Below are 18,522 nucleotides of genomic sequence, written 5' to 3'. Positions count from 1 at the left end.
CCGCATACGGGGCGATCTTCGCCTCGGCGAGCGAACGCACCGTCTCACGGAGCAGGTCGTGCTCTTCCGACGGCCGGTACAGATCGAAATCCGACGTTCCCGCCAAGGTCTCTCACCCTCCAAGGAGCTAATTACCGTTAAGTAACCCAAATCTTAGGGGGCCGTTCGTGCGGCGTGTACGTGAGGTTGACGACAGCGGAAAGGATGACCGGGAAAGGGCCTGACAGCGCCCGACTATGCTCGGGCAGGCACCGAAGCCGCTTTCGACTGGAGCACTGGAGCACCGCATGGCCCTCAAGATCACCGTGATCGGCACCGGCTATCTCGGCGCCACGCACGCCGCGGCCATGGCCGAGCTGGGGTTCGAGGTGCTGGGGCTCGATGTCGTGCCCGAGAAGATCGCGCTGCTGGAGTCCGGCCGGACGCCGATGTACGAGCCGGGTCTCGAGGAGCTGCTGCGCAGGCATGTCGCGGGGATCGAGGGCTCCAGCGGGCGGCTTCGCTTCACCACGGACTGGGCGGAGATCGCGGAGTTCGGTGACGTCCACTTCGTCTGTGTGAACACTCCGCAGAAGCAGGGCGAGTACGCCTGCGACATGAGTTACGTGGACTCCGCGATGGAGTCCCTCGCCAAGCACCTCCACAGGCCCGCGCTCGTCGTCGGGAAGTCCACCGTGCCGGTGGGCAGCGCCGAGCGGCTCGCGGCCCGCATCGCCGAGCTCGCGCCCGCGGGCGGCGAGGTCGAACTGGCCTGGAATCCGGAGTTCCTGCGCGAGGGCTTCGCGGTCGAGGACACCCTGCACCCGGACCGGATCGTCGTGGGCGTCCGCAGCGAGCGGGCGGAGAAGCTGCTGCGCGAGGTGTACGCGGCACCGGTCGCGGAGGGCACGCCCTTCGTGGTGACCGATTTCCCGACGGCCGAGCTGGTGAAGACCGCCGCCAACTCCTTCCTCGCGACCAAGATCTCCTTCATCAACGCGATGGCGGAGGTGTGCGAGGCGGCGTACGGCGACGTCGTGAAGCTGGCCGAGGCGATCGGGTACGACGAGCGGATCGGGTCGAAGTTCCTGCGGGCCGGGATCGGATTCGGCGGCGGCTGTCTGCCCAAGGACATCCGCGCCTTCATGGCCCGGGCCGGCGAGCTGGGCGCGGACCAGGCGCTCACCTTCCTCCGCGAGATCGACTCCATCAACATGCGGCGGCGCGGGCAGATGGTCGAGATGGCGCGCGACGCGGTCGGCGGCAGCTTCCTCGGCAAGCGGGTCGCGGTGCTCGGCGCCACGTTCAAGCCGGACTCCGACGACGTACGGGACTCGCCCGCGCTGAACGTCGCCGGGCAGATCCATCTGCAGGGCGGTCAGGTCACCGTGTACGACCCCAAGGGCATGGAGAACGCCAAGCGGCTGTTTCCGACGCTGGGGTACGCGGAGTCGGCGGCCGAGGCCGTGAAGGGTGCGCACGTGGTGCTGCATCTCACGGAGTGGCGGGAGTTCCGGGAGCTGGATCCTGCGGGGCTCGGGGGTGTTGTGGCGGAGCGGATGTTGCTGGATGGGCGCAACGCGCTTGACGCTGCGCGCTGGCGGGAGGCCGGGTGGACGTTCCGGGCCATGGGGCGGCCCGCGGCGTAACGCTCGGGCCGGCCCTACGTTTAACGGCGCCCGCCGTCGTGGTGCTGTGCCCACCCTCCCCCAGCTACCGCTGGGAGGTGCCCCCAGCCCTGCGGAACGATTGCCCACAGCGGTAGCGGCGCGCGCCGCCCACGGCGGTACAGCCCGGTCAGCCGTCCAGTTGCTCCAGTGTCGCGTTTGACGGGGCAGTGGTCGCGCCCAGGTCCCGGGCCACGTCCTCGGCTGCGCCCAGTACCCGTACCGCGTTCTGCCAAGTCAGCTTGGACAGGTCTGTGCGGGACCAGCCGCGGGCGAGGAGCTCGGCGATGAGGTTCGGGTAGCCGGAGACGTCGTTCAGGCCGTCCGGGGTGAAGGCCGTGCCGTCGTAGTCGCCGCCGATGCCGATGTGGTCGATGCCGGCGACGTCGCGCATGTGGTCGAGGTGGTCGGCGACCGTGGCGGCGGTGGCGATCGGGCGCGGGTTTGCCTCCTCGAAGGCGCGATGGATCTTCATCACCTCGGGCGTGGTGTCGAGCGGGTGGAAGCCGTGCGTGCGCATGTTGTCGTCGGCCGCCGCCGTCCAGTCCACTGCCGCCTGGAGGACGAACTTCGGGACGAAGGTGACCATCGCCACTCCCCCGTTGGCCGGGAGCCGTTCCAGCACGTCGTCGGGGATGTTCCGCGGGTGGTCGCAGACCGCGCGGGACGAGGAGTGCGAGAAGATCACGGGCGCCGTGGACGTGTCCAGGGCGTCGCGCATCGTCGTGGCCGCCACATGGGACAGGTCCACGAGCATGCCGATGCGGTTCATCTCGCGTACGACCTCGCGGCCGAAGGGCGACAGGCCGCCGACGCCCGGCCTGTCGGTCGCCGAGTCCGCCCACGCGATGTTGTCGTTGTGCGTGAGCGTCATGTAGCGGACACCCAGGGTGTACAGGGCGCGCAGCGTGGCCAGCGAGTTGTTGATGGAGTGGCCGCCCTCGGCGCCCATCAGCGAGGCGATGCGGCCCTCGTCGCGTGCCGCCTGCATGTCGGCGGCCGTCCGCGCGCGCCGGAGATCGGCCGGGTAACGGGTGATCAACTGCTCGACACAGTCGATCTGTTCGAGCGTGGCGCTCACCGCCGCGTCGCCCGTCAGATCCGTACGGACGTACACAGACCAGAACTGCGCGCCGACCCCGCCGGCCCGCAGCCGCGCGAGGTCGGTGTGCAGGTGTGCACTCTGGTCGGTCGCGATGTCGCGCTGGTCGATGTCGTAGCGGACCTGCTCGCGCAGGGCCCAGGGCAGGTCGTTGTGCCCGTCGACGACAGGGAACTCGGCCAGCAGTTCCCGGGCCTCGTCCAGATGCGTCGTCACGCCGTCACTTCCCGGACGCCGAGCCGAAGCCGAACCCGCCCGCCGCTCCCTCGACCTTCGCGCGCAGCCGCTTGCCCTTCTCGGTGGCCTGGTCGTTGAGCTCCTGCTGGAACTCCCGCATACGGGCGAGCAGTTCCTCGTCGTGGGCGGCGAGGATACGGGCCGCGAGCAGCCCCGCGTTGCGTGCGCCGCCGACCGACACGGTCGCCACCGGCACGCCCGCCGGCATCTGCACGATGGAGAGCAGGGAGTCCATGCCGTCGAGGTACTTCAGCGGTACGGGGACGCCGATCACCGGCAGCGGGGTGACCGAGGCCAGCATGCCGGGCAGATGGGCGGCGCCGCCCGCACCGGCGATGATCACCTTCAGGCCGCGGTCGGCGGCCTCCTCGCCGTACGCGACCATTTCGCGCGGCATCCGGTGCGCGGAGACGACGTCGACCTCGTAGGGGATCTCGAACTCGTCGAGTGCCTGGGCCGCGGCCTCCATGACGGGCCAGTCGGAGTCGGAGCCCATGACGATGCCGACGACGGGCCCGGCGGAGGATTCGGCAGAGGTGCCGGGAGAGGTGCTCACTCGGTGATCGTCCCTCGCAGATAGCCGGCGGCGTGGCGGGCGCGCTCGAGCACGTCGTCCAGGTCGTCGCCGTAGGTGTTGACGTGGCCGACCTTGCGGCCGGGCTTCACGTCCTTGCCGTACATGTGGATCTTCAACTGCGGGTCGCGGGCCATGCAGTGCAGATACGCCGAGTACATGTCGGGGTAGTCGCCGCCGAGGACGTTGCACATCACGGTCCACTTGGCGCGCGGGCGCGGGTCGCCGAGCGGCAGGTCGAGCACGGCGCGCACATGGTTGGCGAACTGCGAGGTGATCGCGCCGTCCTGCGTCCAGTGCCCGGAGTTGTGCGGGCGCATCGCCAGCTCGTTGACGAGGATGCGGCCGTCGCGGGTCTCGAACAGCTCGACGGCGAGATGGCCGATGACGCCGAGCTCCTTGGCGATGCGCAGGGCGAGCTCCTCTGCCTGCAGCGCGAGCGCCTCGTCGAGGCCGGGGGCCGGTGCTATGACCGTGTCGCAGACGCCGTCGACCTGCTGCGACTCGACGACGGGGTAGGCGACGGCCTGGCCGTGCGGCGAGCGGACGACGTTGGCGGCCAGCTCGCGGGCGTAGTCGACCTTCTCCTCGGCGAGGACGGGCACGCCCGCCTTGAAGGGCTCGGCGGCCTCCTCGACGGAGTCCACGACCCACACGCCCTTGCCGTCGTATCCACCGCGCACGGTCTTGAGGACGACCGGGAAACCGTCGCCCTCCGCGGCGAAGGCCGCCACGTCCTCCGGATCGCTCACGATCCGGTGGCGCGGGCACGGCACGCCGATCGCGTCGAGCTTCGCGCGCATCACGCCCTTGTCCTGGGCGTGCACGAGCGCGTCGGGACCCGGGCGTACGGGGATTCCGTCCGCCTCCAGTGCCCGCAGATGCTCGGTGGGTACGTGTTCGTGATCAAAGGTGATCACATCGCAGCCCCGCGCGAACTCGCGCAGCGTGTCGAGGTCGCGATAGTCGCCGACGACGACATCATTGACGACCTGCGCCGCAGAGTCCTGGGGAGTGTCACTGAGGAGCTTGAACCTGATGCCGAGCGGGATGCCAGCCTCGTGCGTCATACGAGCGAGCTGACCCCCGCCGACCATGCCGACTACCGGGAACGTCACGCCCCTAGGGTATCGGCCGCCCGGCACCGCTCGGACTCCGCGCATATCCATCGAAATCTCCGCATGTTCATCACACAGAGGTCACACGTTACCCACGTCTTACCTTTGTCCACGCGCGCCACGAAGAACCGCTGGTTAGCATGGCCGGGTTGACGAAACCAAGAAGACGGGGGCTGGCACATCATGGGCAGAGGTGGTTCTACGGGGGCTCATGCGGCGCCCAAAAGCGCCGTGCGCCGGCGTTTCGACCGCCTCGCACGGGAAGTCGCCAAGTTCGGCGCCGTCGGCGGCGCGGGCATCCTCGTGAACCTGGCCGTGTTCAACCTGGTGCGCCACGTCACCGGTCTCCAGGTGGTGCGGGCCAGCGTCATCGCCACGGTCGTCGCGATCGTCTTCAACTACATCGGCTTCCGCTACTTTGCGTACCGGGACCGCGACAAGAGCGGGCGCACCAAGGAGCTCACGCTCTTCCTGTTCTTCAGCGCCATCGGCCTGGTGATCGAGAACGGCGTGCTGTACGTCGCGACCTACGCCTTCGGCTGGGACAGCCCGCTGCAGAACAACTTCTTCAAGTTCCTCGGCATCGGCATCGCGACGCTGTTCCGCTTCTGGTCGTACCGGACCTGGGTGTTCAAGGCGCTGCCGGTCCACGATGCGGGTACCGCGCCCCACACCGTCACAGCAGTGGGGGAAGTGGCGCGCGCCGAATCGTTCCTTGAGTCCGAGCGCGGACGGCCCAGGCAGCGCGTGAGGTAACCGGCCGCCCAGGCCGGCAGGCGTGAGGTGACCGCCGGGGCACTCCGGCCGGTCACCTGACGGGCGGAACCGGTCACCTGACGGTCGGCCGGGCCGCCTCGTGGCCCACGGCGGCCTTCGGGGCCGTACGCGACAGGAACAGCCCGAACACCGGCGGCTTGGCCTGCAGCATCTCCAGGCGGCCGCCGTCCGCCTCGGCCAGGTCGCGGGCCACGGCGAGTCCGATCCCCGTGGAGTTGCGGCCGCTGATGGTCCGCTCGAAGATCCGCGCGCCCAGTTCCGGCGGCACGCCCTGGCCCTCGTCGGTGACCTCGATGACGGTCTGGTTGCCCGTGACCCGGGTGCGCAGCGCGACCGTGCCGCCCCCGTGCATCAGCGAGTTCTCGATCAGCGCGGCCAGCACCTGTGCGACCGCGCCGGGCGTGCCGACCGCCTGCAGATGCCGTTTGCCCGAGCTGACGATGGCGCGGCCCGCGCTGCGGTAGGCGGGCCGCCATTCCTCGACCTGCTGTTTGATGACCTCGTCCAGGTCGAAGGAGACGGCGGATCCTGTGCGCGGGTCCCGGGCGTTGGTGAGCAGCCGCTGGACGACGTCCGTGAGCCGCTCGACCTGCGCCAGCGCGATCGTCGCCTCCTCCTTGACCGTGTGCAGGTCCTCGGTGAGCGCGATCTCCTCGAGCCGCATGGACAAGGCGGTCAGGGGGGTGCGGAGCTGGTGCGAGGCGTCGGCGGCCAGCCGTCGCTCCGCGGTGAGCATCCGCGCGATCCGCTCGGCCGAGCGGTCCAGCACATCGGCGACCCGGTCCAGCTCCTGGACGCCGTACCGCCTGCTGCGCGGCCGCGGGTCTCCCGAGCCCAGCCGTTCCGCGGTCTCCGCGAGGTCGGTCAGCGGGGAGGTGAGGCGGTTGGCCTGGCGTACGGCGAGGAGCACCGCGGCGACGATGGCGAGCAGCGCGACACCGGCGATGATCAGCAGCGTCCGGCCGACCTCCTGGGTGACCGACGAGCGCGACTCCTGGACGGTGACCCTCTCGCCCTGCTCGCCCGTGGCCGTGGACTGGATGACGTCGCCGACGGGGCGCTCGCCGACCTCGATGGGCGCGCGCCCCTCGATCTCGATGAGCGCGTACCGGTCGGCGGGCACCTGGTCGCTGAGTATGCCCGCCGTGATCTTCTCGTCGCCGATCAGGCGGCTGTCGACGATGCTGACGAGCCGCAGCGCCTCGGACTCCACGCGGTCCTGGGCGCCGGCGGTGATCGTGCGGGTCTCGACGATGACGAGGGAGATGCCGAACACGGCGATCACGATGAGCACCACGGCGAGCGTGGAGTTGATCAGCCGGCGGCGCATACCGGTGTCCGCACGTGGTTCAGTGTGTGCACGTCAGCTGTTCAGCCGTTCTCTCCGGGCGGGCGGTCTTCCCGAGGCCTCAGGACTTCTCGAGGCCTCAGGACTTCTCGAGGCTTCAGGGCTTCCGGAGGCCTCAGGACTTCTCGAAGCGGAAGCCGACACCGCGGACCGTGGCGATGTAGCGCGGGTTCGCCGCGTCGTCGCCGAGTTTCTTGCGGAGCCAGGAGATGTGCATGTCGAGCGTCTTGGTCGACGACCACCAGGTGGTGTCCCAGACCTCGCGCATCAGCTGGTCCCGGGTGACGACCCGGCCCGCGTCCCGCACGAGCACCCGCAGCAGGTCGAACTCCTTGGCCGTGAGCTGGAGCTCCTCCTCGCCCATCCAGGCGCGGTGCGACTCGACGTCGATGCGCACGCCGTGGGTGGCGGGCGGCTGCTGGGGCTCGGCCGCGCCGCGGCGCAGCAGGGCCCGCACGCGCGCGAGGAGTTCGGCGAGACGGAACGGCTTGGTGACGTAGTCGTCGGCGCCCGCGTCGAGGCCGACGACGGTGTCCACCTCGTCGGCGCGCGCGGTCAGGATGAGGATCGGCACCGAGAGGCCCTCGGCGCGCAGCCGGCGGGCCACCTCGAGGCCGTCCATGCCGGGCAGCCCGAGGTCGAGTACGACCAGGTCGACGCCGCCCTGTATTCCTGCGTCGAGCGCGGTGGGGCCGTCCTCACGCACCTCTACCTCGTAGCCCTCCCGGCGCAGGGCGCGGGCGAGCGGCTCCGAGATGGACGCGTCGTCCTCGGCGAGCAGTACACGGGTCATGGAGGTGATGGTAGTCCGCGAGGGACTACGTCAGGGGTGTGATCTGCCACGCCCTGGGCCCTCCAGGACGGGCCTGCGGGTATGGGGTGAGACACTGGAAGTGACCTTCGAAAACGGGCTCCGGTTCCAGGTTTCACCTGTGATTCACGTCTCAGTCGTGTTCATATCACCCTGTGTCGTGCTTTATGGTGGCAGGACGCCTGTAGCACTACTGCATGACCTTTGGCACGCTATTGCGGGCCGAAGGTCATCTTCATGTGCGGGCCGGCAGCTGCCAGCCTTACAAGGAATGACCTGTTGGCCGGGCCCTGGCGCATCGATGCGCCAGGGCGTGGATCCCGGTGTCACCGTCCCTCGCTCCCGGACCGGAGCGAGCGCACCCCCCTGGGCGTTGGTGGGTGGACGGCCCGATGCCGGTGCCGGCCGCCCCCCACCGGGCGCGTCCCCAGCTCCTGGCACCGCGTCCCGAACCCACAAGGAACGACCCATGGCGTCCAGCCTGACGAAGGACTCGGCCAGCACCCCTGGCTCCGAGAAGACCTTCTTCGGCCACCCCCGCGGCCTGGCCACACTCTTCCTGACCGAGATGTGGGAGCGCTTCTCCTACTACGGCATGCGGGCCCTGCTCCCGCTGTACCTGATCGCACCCGGCGGCCTCGGCATGAGCCCGGCCACGGCGACGGCGATCTACTCGGTCTACCTCTCGCTGGTGTACCTGCTCGCCATGCCCGGCGGCTGGTTCGGCGACCGGGTCTGGGGTCCCCGCAAGACCGTCGCGGTCGCGGGCGCCATCATCATGCTGGGCCACCTGACGCTGGCCCTGCCCTCGGAGGGCACCTTCTTCGCCGGCCTGGGCCTCGTCGCCCTGGGCTCCGGTCTGCTGAAGGCCAACATCTCCACGATGGTCGGCCAGCTCTACGACGGCCCGGACGACCCGCGCCGTGACGGCGGCTTCACGCTCTTCTACGTGGGCATCAACCTCGGCGCCTTCGCCGCCCCGCTGATCATCGGCACCGTCGGCGAGAACGTGAACTGGCACCTGGGCTTCGCGCTGGCCGCGCTCGGCATGGCGCTGGGTCTCGCCCAGTTCCTCATCGGCACCCGCCACCTGAGCCCGGCCTCCAGCTTCGTCCCGAAGCCGCTGTCCGCGGCCGAGAAGGCCTCGACGCTGCGCAAGGGCCTGATCTGGCTGATCGTCGCCGTCGTCGTCTACGGCGGTCTCGTCGCCTCCGGCACGTACACCCTGAACTGGGCGCTCGTCCCGATCACCCTGGCCGGCCTGATCATCCCGGTCATGGTCCTGGCGCGCATCAAGCGCGACAAGGAGCTGACCAGCGCCGAGCAGTCGAAGGTCTCCGGCTACATCTGGTTCTTCGTGGCCGCGGCCCTCTTCTGGATGATCTACGACCAGGGCGGTTCGACCCTGGCGATCTTCGGCGAGTCCTCGACGAACACGGTGATCCTGGGCTTCGACTTCCCGGTCTCCTGGTATCAGTCGGTCAACCCGGTCATCGTCATGGCGCTGGCCCCGGTCGTCGCCTGGATCTGGCTGGCGCTGAACCGGCGCGGCAAGGAGCCGAGCACGGTCGTGAAGTTCGCGTCCGGTCTGTTCCTGATCGGTGTCTCGTTCTTCGTCTTCCTGATCCCGCTCACCATGGCCGGTGACGGCGCGAAGGTCGCCGCCTGGTGGATGGTCGCGATCTACTTCGTCCAGACCGTGGGTGAGCTGTGCCTCTCCCCGGTGGGTCTGTCCATCACCACCAAGATGGCGCCCGTCAAGTACGGCTCCCAGATGATGGGTGTCTGGTTCCTCGCCGTCACCGCGGGCGACTGCACCACCGGCCTGCTGTCCCTCGCGGGTGTCGACCTGAACAAGACCGGCATCGTCGGCCTCCAGGCCGCGCTCGCCGTGTTCGCGGGCATCGCACTGTGGATGTACCGCAAGCGGGTCAAGGAGCTCATGGGCACCGTCAACTGACGTAGTCCGCCCGGCTTCGTACGAAGGGCCGCCGCACCGTGAGGTGCGGCGGCCCTTCACCGCTGTGGGCAGTCGTTCCTCCCCCAGCTAACGCTGGGAGGTGCCCCCAGGGCGGAACGGGTGGGCACAGCCCCACGACGGCGGGCAACCGCGCGTCGTACGGTCAGCGGACCACACCCCGCCGCGGCAGAAACGTGAAGACCGCTCCACCGAGCAGGATCACGGTCCCGGCAACGAGCCCCAGCGCGCGCAGCGCACCGTTGTCACCCGCCCCCGTCTCCGCAAGCCCGCCACCGCCGGCGGCAGAGCCGCCGGACGCCCCACCCGGCTGAGCCGACGTGTCGAGCTCGAGCGACACCTCGCTCTTGGCCGGCGTGCACGTCGTCGTCGTGCCGAGCGCCTTCACCGTGAGCACGCCGGGCGACAACGTCGCCTTGCCGTCGGCGCCCGGCTTGTAGGTGCCGGTCAGGTCGGGGATGTTGATGGGGTCGCCCGACTTGATCGGTTCCTTGTTCGTCGGGCCCTCGACATGGACCGTGCCCTTGTCGGCGCCGCCAAGCACGACCTCCATCGACGGCTTCACGGAGTCCTCCGGGATGTCCGCCGGGCTGTCCATCACCGACTTCTTGAACTGCACCGTGAGGTCGAAGTCCCCGCCGCTCTTCTTGGCGTTGATCTGCACGGGGGACGTCGCGCTCTTGTCGCCGATGGGCGTCTTGCACTCGTACGGGATCTGGACCTCCTTGCCGGTGAAGTCGGTCTTCCCACCGCCGCCACCGCTGGTGCCGCCGTCGTCCCCGCCGGTCGTGCCACCGCTGTCGCCGCCCCCGGCGGAGCCTCCCGTGTCGCCTCCGGAGGAGCCGCTGGTGCCGCCCGTCGGCAGGCCGGTCGGCAGGCCCGTGGGGATGCCTGTGGGAAGGCCGGTCGGCAGCCCCGTGGGTACGCCGGTCGGGAGCCCGCCCGTCGTGCCGCCCGAACTCCCGCCCCCGTCAGTCACGTTGATGGTCGCCGCGGGCTTCACCTGCTCCTGCGGTGTGCACTTCGTGTCCGTCGACATGGGCTTGCTGACGTTGATGTTGTACGCGTCCGGGGTCAGCGTGACCTCGCCGGGCGCCGTCAGCTTCAGCGTGCCCTTCATGTCGGACAGCTTCATGTCGCTGTTCTTGGGGATGGGCGGGTTCTCGCGCGGCCCCTCCATCGCGATGTCGGCGGTCTGCGCGCCGCCCGCCTTCAGCGTGCCGGTGGGCTGGACGGTGTTCTCTTCGAGGTCGATGACGTCGGGGTTCTTCGACGCGGCCTGGACGAACTTCCACACCACTTCGACCTCGTCGCCGACCTTGGCCTCGGCGGGAGCGGTGATCTCCACCTCGGTGGTGCCCTGCACGGGGTCCATGCCGGAGATCGCGGGCGGGATGCACTCGGTCTTGTAGACGACCTCGGCCGCCTGCGCCGGGGCGGCTGCCAGCAGGATGCCGGCACCGCTCAGCATGAGGGCGACGCCGCCCACGCTGATTCTGCGCGGGCCGGCGGCCCACCGGATCCTCTGACCCCGGATCCTCCGACTCCGCGCACCAGGCGCCCCGCGGACCGGGCCGACCCTCCGTTGCCTGCTCACGTGTTTCCCTTCGTCGTCGGGCTGTTCTGCGGTGGTGCGGAGAGCTCTGACGGTGCGGAGAACCGGCCGGCCGACGCCCCCGGATCGGTGTCCGGGGTGAACCAGGGCAAGGCCGTCGTGGTCGTACGGGCCGGGCCGTCCGCGGCCTCGTCGTTACGCGGCCCGTCCGCCCAGGTGCCGGTCGTCGCAGCGCCGCCCGCAGACGGGGTGCCGGTCGCCGGACGGGACAAGCCGAGCCTGGGGAGCCGGACGGTCATGTCGGGCAGCTGCACGCCCCGGTGCCTCCCGCCGCGACCCGGTGCCCGCGGGCGTATCCGGTCGACGATCGCCATGCCGATACGGAACACCGCGGACGGTACGACGACGCAGAGCAGGATCCAGAAGAGCGTGACGCCCCAGGGGCGGCCCACGCCCCACGGCTGCTCGGCGAGCACCTTCCCGCCGAACCTGAGCGAGACCACATAGTCGCCGTGGGCGCCCGCGGCCAGTTCGACCGGCAGCTTGATCTGGGCCTTCTTGCCGGGCGCGATGGTGCCGCGCCACTGTTGCTCCTCCCACTGCGGGGCGAACACGCCGTGGGCGGTGCCCACCTGGAAGACCGGGTCCTTGACGGGCGCCGAGCCGATGTTGCCGACGGTGAAGACCAGTTGACGACCGGGCGGGGCGCCGAACCAGGTCAGGATCCCGCTCGACCCCTCGAGCCGGGTGTCCGTCAGCACCGACAGCTTTCCGGCACCGTCCTGCTCCGGCAGCGGTTCGACGGGGTGGCCCGCGACCTTCAGTACGGCGTCGGCGGCGGCCTGCTCGCCGGTGACCGTGGCCACGTGCACGACGCACGGGCACGGCTCCGGTGGCTCGGCGACCGGCAGCTTCTTGCTGAACTCCCCGTCGCCGTCCGTCGTGACGGCACGGCCGTCGCCGTTGGCACAGGAGTTGGTGCCGCCGATCACGCCCCTGCCGGGCGCCGACTGGCCGCAGATGAGCAGCATCAGCAGGGCGTTCGGACGCCAGCCCTTCCCGGTCACGGTGACCGAACCGCCCGCACCCGCCTCGGACGTGGAGAGCGTCACGGTGGGCTTGCCGGCGGCGGAGGCGGGCGGGGCCGCCGCCACGAGCAGGAGGGCGAGGGCAGCGAGCAGGGCGACACCCGAGCCCGTCCGGCGATTGAGGACGAGCCCGGAGGGCGATCGGGAGGTCCAGGGGGCTTGCCCCTCTGCCACGCGGCGGAGCCGCATATTCGATACTGCGGGAAGGGGCGGGTTGGGGGAGAAAGAAATCACGTGACCGCTCCCGTCAACTCGTTCTCGGAATCCGTCCGTCGGGGGCGACCGCCCAGCCCCCAACCACTCCGGCCGCGCAGGCCCCCCGCGCGGCGCAACCGCCAGAAGGCCCCACCGCCCACGGCCGCCAGCACGGCCGCCACCCCCGCAAGCACGCCCCACGGCACGAAGCGGGCGGACGCCGTGGCCGTGTCCCGGGCGCCGCCCGCCGCCGTGACCGTCAGCCTGATGTCGACCGAGTCGAAGGCCGGCGCGTCCGGCCACGGCTCGGTGAGCGTGATCCGGCGGCCGGGCAGCAGCTCGACCGGCAGAGTTCGGGGACCGCGCTCGAGGACCTCGCCGAAGACCCCGTCGGCCCACACCGCGAGCCTCGGGGTCAGCACGGTGTTGCCACGGTTCACCAGGTCGTACGAGATGTGCTCGCCCTCGGCCCGCACGCGCTCCACGGTGAGCGCCGCCAGTGTGGGGCCGCTGACCCGGAGCTGCAGCCGCACCGCCGCGTCGCGCCCGCCACTGCTCGCAACGACGGCCCCCGGGTGATCACCGGGCGTCGCGTCGCCCGGAACGGTGACGGTGAACGGCACGTCGGCCCGCGTGCGCGGCGGGATCCTCACCGTGCGCTCGGCGAAGGTGACCCACGCACCCGTGTCCGTCGACCGCTTGCGCAGCGACAGACCACCGTCCCGGGTGTTGTCCGCGTCCGCACCCCGCAACTCCACCGTGAGCGCCTTCGCACCGGGGTTGACGACGGACACCGTGTCCTCGAGCACGGCCCCGGGCACGCCCTCGGCGTAGAAGTACGGCCGCCCGCCCTCCGCGGGCCGGGTCCCGCCCCCGGCGGAGGGGACGACAGACCACGCCGTACTGCTGCGGGCTGCCGCGGGGATCCCGTTGTCGTACGACCTGTCCACGTGCCCGGTAGCCAGCCCGGCGACCAGCAGCAGAGCGAACGGCACGGACGACAACAGCCGTACGCGCGACGGCACGGGCGGCGGCATCAGCGCGCCGGCTGGTTGCGCCGAGTCAGCCACAGCACCCCGGCGGCCCCCGCCAGCAGCACCGTGCCGCCCAGCGTTCCCAGCGCCACCGCCGAGTCCTCAGGCCCGGTCTGCGGCAGCTCCTCACCGCCCGACGGCGCGCTCTGCGACGTACCGCCTCCCGCAGCGGTGACGTCCAGGGTCAGCGAGGGCTTCGGATCGTTGGCGGGGGTGCAGGTGGTCGTCGTCCCGAGGGCCTTGATGGTGAGCACGCCCGCGGTGAACGTGACCTTGCCGCTCTTCTTCGGCGTATAGGTCCCCGTCAGGTCGCTGATCTTGATGGGCGTGTTGGCGGGGATCGCCTTGGAGTTGGGCGGCCCCGACACGGGGACGGAGCCGGTCTCCGCGCCGCCCAGCTTGATGACTGCGCTCGGCTTCATCGCCCCCTTGCCCAGCTCCACCGGGCTGGACGAGACGCCCTTCTGGAAGGACATGGTGAGCTTGTAGGCGCTGCCGCTCTTGACGCTCTTGATGTCGATCGGCGAGACGGCGCCCTTGTTGCCGATCGGCGTCTTGCACTGGTAATCGACGTCCACGACTTGGGCGTGTGCGGCCGGGGCGGCCATCAGCACCGCCGAGCCGCCGGCCAGGGCCGCGCCGAGCGCCAGCGCGGCCGTTCGCTTCTGGTACGTCCGGTACGACACCTCGAGTTCCCCTCATGCCGGTGACCGTGCCGCAGTCCCTCCGTGCGTCCGTGGTCCAAACGCCGAACGCCATGGGCCATGCGCCATGCGCCATGCGTCCGCAGAAGTTACTGACGGCACATCAGATTGGGCGCTCAAGGTACGCCTGGGACCTTGTCGAGGGAAGACAACGGACGCGCCGGATCTCTGACGATCCGGCGCACCCCAGGGCGCGTGCGAAGAAGGGTTCGAACCGCGGGTAACAAATGGTGGGGGACGGTGAAGGTTATGCGGGGGCGCCGAGTTCGGCCCACACGGTCTTGCCGGCGACCCCAGGGGTCCGTACAACTCCCCAGTCCAGGCAGAGGCGCTGGACGATGAACATGCCATGTCCGCCGGGGCGTCCGGCGCGGTGCGGGGTGCGCGGGGCGGGGTGTCCGGCGCCGCGGTCGGTGACCTCGATGCGCAGCACCTTGCCGTCGCAGGAGACCCAGAGGTTCTCGGGCCCTTCGGCGTGCAGGCACGCGTTGGTCACCAGCTCCGAGACGACCAGCAGGACGTCCTCGGCGGCCGCGCGCCGGTCGGCGGTCGCGGCGGGCAGCCAGCCCCAGTCGTAGAGCGCCTGCCGGGTGAAGTCGCGGGCAAGCGGGACGATTCCGCTCGCGCCGTTGAGGCTCAGCCTGCGGGACTGGAGGCCGGCGTGCCGCTGCCCGGACCCGCCGTCCACGGACACGGCATCTCCCGACACACCACCGGAATCAACGACATCCCCCGACACACCACCCGAGGCCACCGCATCCACATCCCCCGACACGGCATCCACGGACACGGCGAACGCGCCCTCGGATCCCGCGATACCCCCGGCCACCCCGGAAGCACCCCCGGCCGTCCCGGAAGCGCCCCCGGGCACCGCGGAAACGCCGTCGGCGGCGGCACCCGGCTCCGGGCCGCAGTCGCCCGGCGAGCAGGACCGGGTGGTGCTCATCAGCGCTTCACCTCACCGATTCACCGTTTCACGGTTCAGGACGTTGGGACTGGGCTCGGCTCGGACTCAGGGCCGGACCCGGTGGAGACGGAACGGGGGACAGATCGGGGACGGAACGGAGACGAACAGGAGGACACTACGCACTCGCTGTGATGACTGTTGACGGATTCAGGAAGTCTCCTGCCCGGCCGAACCGTGAGAACACCCACTTATTCGACACGGGACATGTGACACTCGTAACGCAGCAGTCACACTGAGACAACTGAGGCATAACCATTCGGCGGTCTTTCCCAAGTCTTTACCTGGGAGCCGTCGGCACGCTCAGTCCGCCAGGGCCGCCTCGAGGGTCTCGTGCACCGTGAAAACGGCTTCGGCCCCGGTGATCTCGAATACCCGCGCCACCACCGGCCGCATTCCCACCAGATGGACTCCGCCGCCCTGGGCGTCCGCCTTGAGGCGCGCACCGAGCAGCACGTTCAGTCCGGTGGAATCACAGAATTCGAGCCGGGAGCAGTCGACCACCAGGCGCGTATACCCGTCGGCGAGACAGCCTTCGAGAGGCTCGCGCAACAGATCCGCGGTGTGGTGATCCAGCTCTCCCGCCGGTGTCACCACGGCGCTCGGCCCCTGTTCCCGGACTTCGACCAGAAGCCGGCCCCGATGTGCGCTGCCGACCGTCCCGCGGTCCATGCCGTCTCTCTCCCGACAGTCGTTCACTGCTGATTGACGCCCTTGAACACTACGCCCTCACCGCGCCCTCTGACACCCGAACAACAGCCCAGAATCGGGCATATCGCCACACAACGCACTTGCGACAACGTCGCTAAAGCGGGTAGGGCTAGAGATAACAACTATCGACACGGCCGGCTTTGGAGGCGCCGCACACCGCAGTGCACGTATTGGCATCGGCAGCCATATGCCGAGAACGATGGAGGACACCATGTCACCCCGGCTCGACGAAGCGCGTACCCACAAAGCGACGTCGACACCCCCACCGGTACTCCTCGAGACCGACCCCACCGGTCCCGTCATCGACCCCGAATCCACGGATCCCGCCCTTCGGACGGAACCCGCCGACTTCGTTTCCGGTTCCGGCACCGAGGCCCTGGAGGGTCTCGACGGCCTCCCGGCGATCCCCCCGTACGACGAGGTGGCGCCGGCGGACGCGCGGGCCCTGTCCAAGACCCTCTTCGAGCGGCTCGAGTCCCTCGAGGAAGGCACCCACGAGTACGCGTACGTACGCAACACCCTCGTCGAACTCAATCTCGCCCTGGTGAAGTTCGCCGCCTCGCGCTTCCGCTCCCGCAGCGAGCCGATGGAGGACATCATCCAGGTCGGCACCATCGGCCTCATCAAGGCCATCGACCGCTTCGAGCTCAGCCGGGGCGTCGAGTTCCCGACCTTCGCGATGCCGACCATCGTCGGCGAGATCAAGCGCTTCTTCCGCGACACCAGTTGGTCGGTGCGCGTACCCCGCAGGCTTCAGGAGCTCCGTCTCGACCTGGCCAAGGCCGGCGACGAACTCGCCCAGCAGCTCGACCGCGCCCCCACGGTGGGAGAGCTGGCCGAGCGCCTGGGCATCTCGAACGACGAGGTGGTCGAGGGCATGGCCGCGAGCAACGCGTACACCGCGAGCTCGCTGGACGCCCAGCCCGAGGAGGACGACTCCGAGGGCGCACTCGCGGACCGCATCGGCTACGAGGACCACGGGCTCGAAGGCATCGAGTACGTCGAGTCGTTGAAGCCGCTGATCGCGGAACTCCCGCCCCGCGACCGGAAGATCCTCTCACTCCGCTTCGTCGCCAACATGACGCAGTCGGAGATCGGCGACGAACTCGGCATCTCCCAGATGCATGTCTCACGCCTGCTCTCGCGCACGCTGGTACGACTGCGCAAGGGGCTGACGGTCGAGGAGTAACGGGCGGCCGGGAACAACTCTGCGACGGGCTGGACTTGCGGTTGTCCAGCCCGTCCGGCGTTCGCCTTCCCGGCCCGTCCGGCACAAATCCAGCCCGTTCGGCGCTTGAGGACGAGCCCGTCTTCTCAGCCCGTCCGGCGTTTGAGGACGAGCCCGCCAGGGCGATACGGGGGTCTGGGGGCGGAGCCCCCAGCGGGGTCCAGGGGCGGAGCCCCGGTTACGGGAAGGGGCGGGATGGGGGAACAAAACCAACGGCCCCGCCACCCAACCGCCCCCATTACCGCCGGAAACACTTTTCCCGGACCACCCGCTTCCACCACTATGGGCACTCGTTACTCACCGGTACACCGACGTACCGGGAGTCAGGCCTGCTTGAACGAGGAGGCGCGCGGATGGGTCGGCTCGGCCGAACGGACAGCGGCAGCACTTCGCCCACGCACCCGCCCGCGCCCCCGCCCGGACAGCCGCCCGCCCAGGGCATGCACGCCCAGTCCCCCGACGCCCGCCTCACCGAACTACTCCGTGCCAACGCCCCCACCGCATACCCGGCACTACGCGAGCTCCGCCGCCGCCACCGCCCCGCGGTCCTCGGCTACGCACGACTGTGCGGCATAGGCGAGAACTCCGCGCGGCAGCTCACGGCACAGGCGTTCGCGCTCGCGGCCCACGAGGTGAAACAGGGCGCCGAACCGCGCGGGACGTGGCGCCACCATCTGCTGCAGCACGTACTGCGCGTGGCCCGCGCCTGGGCCGCCGACGCCCGCAACGGACGCCTCGCCCCCGGGCTGCTCGCCCGATTCGACGCGGCGGCGGGGACGGGGACAGGGACAGGGACGGGGGCGAGTAACCCGAATAATCCGAATGGTGCCGACCCGGTCGTCCTGACGGCCTTCCACAGCCTCCCGCTCCGCCTGCAGGGCATCCTCTGGTACGGCGTCGTGGACGAGGAACTGGACCCCAACACGGCTGTCTACGTGGGTGCTTCACCCGACGAGGTCGCCCAGCTGAAGGACTCGGCCCTGAACGCGATGCGCAGGGCCTGGCTGAACGCGCATCTGGCGCACTACGGAGACACCCGCTGCCGCGGCTACGGCCGCCTCATCGAGGAGGCGGTACGCCCCGGATACGCCCGGCACAGCCCGGATCTCCACGCCCACCTGGCCGAATGCACCTGCTGCAGCACGGCGTACGCGCAGCTCGCCCGCCTGCGCGACACCCCACGGGAGGTACTGGCGGAGGGGTTGCTGGGGTGGGCAGGGGCCGAGTACGCGGGCCGCGGCGTCACGTATGCGGCGGGCGGTGGCGGTGGCGATACGGCGTGCGGCGTCGTCGCCCCGTATGGCCGGTCGCGACACGCCGTCAGGCCCCGTCGCACCGGGGTGGCCGCGCACGCCCGCTCAGGGCCGGGAGCCGACGCGCCCGGACCCACGCCCGGCCGCTGGGGCTGGGACTGGGGCCGGGGCGGGGACTGGGGCTGGGGCTGGGGCGACG

Annotated in this window: 16 protein-coding genes and 1 pseudogene; 5 read left to right on the top strand and 12 right to left on the bottom strand. The window is 70.2% G+C overall.

Going from position 1 to position 18,522, the window contains the following annotated elements:
- A partial coding sequence (locus tag STSP_RS40485) for an acyl-CoA dehydrogenase family protein (RefSeq protein ID WP_232789833.1) occupies positions 1–106 on the bottom strand: 106 nt, incomplete at its 3' end.
- A gap of 181 nt (positions 107–287) precedes the next feature.
- Here STSP_RS40485 and STSP_RS28910 point away from each other — a divergent pair.
- On the top strand, positions 288–1,628 hold the full coding sequence (locus STSP_RS28910) for a UDP-glucose dehydrogenase family protein (protein WP_067283896.1): 1,341 nt from the start codon (positions 288–290) through the stop codon (positions 1,626–1,628).
- Between the two features lie 148 nt (positions 1,629–1,776).
- Here the strand turns inward: STSP_RS28910 and STSP_RS28905 are convergent, their stop codons facing one another.
- Genes STSP_RS28905 through STSP_RS28895 form a run of 3 tightly spaced genes read right to left on the bottom strand, consistent with a single transcriptional unit; the run spans position 1,777 to position 4,677 of the window.
- Positions 1,777–2,964, bottom strand: a complete 1,188-nt coding sequence (locus STSP_RS28905; RefSeq protein ID WP_067283895.1) for a dipeptidase — start codon at positions 2,962–2,964, stop codon at positions 1,777–1,779.
- A 4-nt stretch (positions 2,965–2,968) separates the two neighbouring features.
- Entirely contained in the window at positions 2,969–3,481 is a 513-nt protein-coding gene (gene purE / locus STSP_RS28900) for a 5-(carboxyamino)imidazole ribonucleotide mutase (RefSeq protein ID WP_067283905.1), read from the bottom strand.
- Between the two features lie 56 nt (positions 3,482–3,537).
- Positions 3,538–4,677 (bottom strand): 5-(carboxyamino)imidazole ribonucleotide synthase, encoded by a 1,140-nt coding sequence (locus tag STSP_RS28895; RefSeq protein ID WP_067283893.1) that lies wholly within the window; start codon positions 4,675–4,677, stop codon positions 3,538–3,540.
- A 183-nt stretch (positions 4,678–4,860) separates the two neighbouring features.
- On the opposite strand from STSP_RS28895, the gene STSP_RS28890 reads away from it, so the two are divergent.
- On the top strand, positions 4,861–5,433 hold the full coding sequence (locus STSP_RS28890) for a GtrA family protein (protein ID WP_067283891.1): 573 nt from the start codon (positions 4,861–4,863) through the stop codon (positions 5,431–5,433).
- A gap of 73 nt (positions 5,434–5,506) precedes the next feature.
- On the opposite strand, the gene STSP_RS28885 is transcribed toward STSP_RS28890, so the two are convergent.
- Positions 5,507–6,784 carry an ATP-binding protein gene (locus tag STSP_RS28885; RefSeq protein ID WP_067283890.1) on the bottom strand — a complete coding sequence of 426 codons (1,278 nt, stop codon included), beginning with the start codon at positions 6,782–6,784 and terminating at the stop codon, positions 5,507–5,509.
- Between the two features lie 133 nt (positions 6,785–6,917).
- Positions 6,918–7,595 (bottom strand): response regulator transcription factor, encoded by a 678-nt coding sequence (locus STSP_RS28880; protein ID WP_067283888.1) that lies wholly within the window; start codon positions 7,593–7,595, stop codon positions 6,918–6,920.
- Between the two features lie 487 nt (positions 7,596–8,082).
- On the opposite strand from STSP_RS28880, the gene STSP_RS28875 reads away from it, so the two are divergent.
- Positions 8,083–9,573 (top strand): oligopeptide:H+ symporter, encoded by a 1,491-nt coding sequence (locus tag STSP_RS28875; RefSeq protein WP_067283886.1) that lies wholly within the window; start codon positions 8,083–8,085, stop codon positions 9,571–9,573.
- Positions 9,574–9,736: 163 nt separating this feature from the next.
- Here STSP_RS28875 and STSP_RS28870 read toward each other — a convergent pair whose 3' ends face one another.
- From STSP_RS28870 to STSP_RS28845, 6 genes are all read right to left on the bottom strand, one after another.
- Positions 9,737–11,062: a hypothetical protein gene (locus tag STSP_RS28870; RefSeq protein ID WP_067283903.1), complete on the bottom strand. Its 1,326-nt coding sequence runs from the start codon at positions 11,060–11,062 to the stop codon at positions 9,737–9,739.
- Positions 11,063–11,184: 122 nt separating this feature from the next.
- Positions 11,185–12,423 (bottom strand): hypothetical protein, encoded by a 1,239-nt coding sequence (locus STSP_RS28865; protein WP_408646380.1) that lies wholly within the window; start codon positions 12,421–12,423, stop codon positions 11,185–11,187.
- 41 nt (positions 12,424–12,464) lie between these two features.
- Entirely contained in the window at positions 12,465–13,499 is a 1,035-nt protein-coding gene (locus STSP_RS28860; RefSeq protein ID WP_157902923.1) for a COG1470 family protein, read from the bottom strand.
- Positions 13,466–14,149, bottom strand: coding sequence for an LPXTG cell wall anchor domain-containing protein (locus tag STSP_RS28855; RefSeq protein ID WP_067283883.1), 684 nt, complete (start codon positions 14,147–14,149; stop codon positions 13,466–13,468). Before STSP_RS28855 ends, STSP_RS28860 begins: the two co-directional genes overlap by 34 nt.
- A gap of 265 nt (positions 14,150–14,414) precedes the next feature.
- On the bottom strand, positions 14,415–15,113 hold the full coding sequence (locus STSP_RS28850) for an ATP-binding protein (protein ID WP_107441428.1): 699 nt from the start codon (positions 15,111–15,113) through the stop codon (positions 14,415–14,417).
- 321 nt (positions 15,114–15,434) lie between these two features.
- Entirely contained in the window at positions 15,435–15,803 is a 369-nt protein-coding gene (locus tag STSP_RS28845) for an STAS domain-containing protein (RefSeq protein WP_067283881.1), read from the bottom strand.
- A gap of 250 nt (positions 15,804–16,053) precedes the next feature.
- On the opposite strand from STSP_RS28845, the gene STSP_RS28840 reads away from it, so the two are divergent.
- Positions 16,054–17,031 (top strand): RNA polymerase sigma factor SigF, encoded by a 978-nt coding sequence (locus STSP_RS28840; protein WP_067283877.1) that lies wholly within the window; start codon positions 16,054–16,056, stop codon positions 17,029–17,031.
- A gap of 392 nt (positions 17,032–17,423) precedes the next feature.
- A pseudogene (locus STSP_RS28835) lies at positions 17,424–18,522 on the top strand (hypothetical protein); the annotation flags it as partial.

The sequence above is a fragment of the Streptomyces jeddahensis genome, assembly GCF_001642995.1.
Classification (GTDB): domain Bacteria; phylum Actinomycetota; class Actinomycetes; order Streptomycetales; family Streptomycetaceae; genus Streptomyces; species Streptomyces jeddahensis.
This window is presented reverse-complemented; position numbering and strand designations above follow the sequence as displayed.

Bases quoted from the DNA above. Each gene is read 5' to 3' on its own strand.
- STSP_RS28845 (WP_067283881.1), bottom strand. From the start codon at position 15,803: ATGGACCGCGGGACGGTCGGCAGCGCACATCGGGGCCGGCTTCTGGTC.
- STSP_RS28865 (WP_408646380.1), bottom strand. From the start codon at position 12,423: ATGCGGCTCCGCCGCGTGGCAGAGGGGCAAGCCCCCTGGACCTCCCGA.
- STSP_RS28885 (WP_067283890.1), bottom strand. From the start codon at position 6,784: ATGCGCCGCCGGCTGATCAACTCCACGCTCGCCGTGGTGCTCATCGTG.
- STSP_RS28850 (WP_107441428.1), bottom strand. From the start codon at position 15,113: ATGAGCACCACCCGGTCCTGCTCGCCGGGCGACTGCGGCCCGGAGCCG.
- STSP_RS28890 (WP_067283891.1), top strand. From the start codon at position 4,861: ATGGGCAGAGGTGGTTCTACGGGGGCTCATGCGGCGCCCAAAAGCGCC.
- purE (WP_067283905.1), bottom strand. From the start codon at position 3,481: ATGGGCTCCGACTCCGACTGGCCCGTCATGGAGGCCGCGGCCCAGGCA.
- STSP_RS28880 (WP_067283888.1), bottom strand. From the start codon at position 7,595: ATGACCCGTGTACTGCTCGCCGAGGACGACGCGTCCATCTCGGAGCCG.
- STSP_RS28870 (WP_067283903.1), bottom strand. From the start codon at position 11,062: ATGCTGAGCGGTGCCGGCATCCTGCTGGCAGCCGCCCCGGCGCAGGCG.
- STSP_RS28910 (WP_067283896.1), top strand. From the start codon at position 288: ATGGCCCTCAAGATCACCGTGATCGGCACCGGCTATCTCGGCGCCACG.
- STSP_RS28840 (WP_067283877.1), top strand. From the start codon at position 16,054: ATGTCACCCCGGCTCGACGAAGCGCGTACCCACAAAGCGACGTCGACA.
- STSP_RS28875 (WP_067283886.1), top strand. From the start codon at position 8,083: ATGGCGTCCAGCCTGACGAAGGACTCGGCCAGCACCCCTGGCTCCGAG.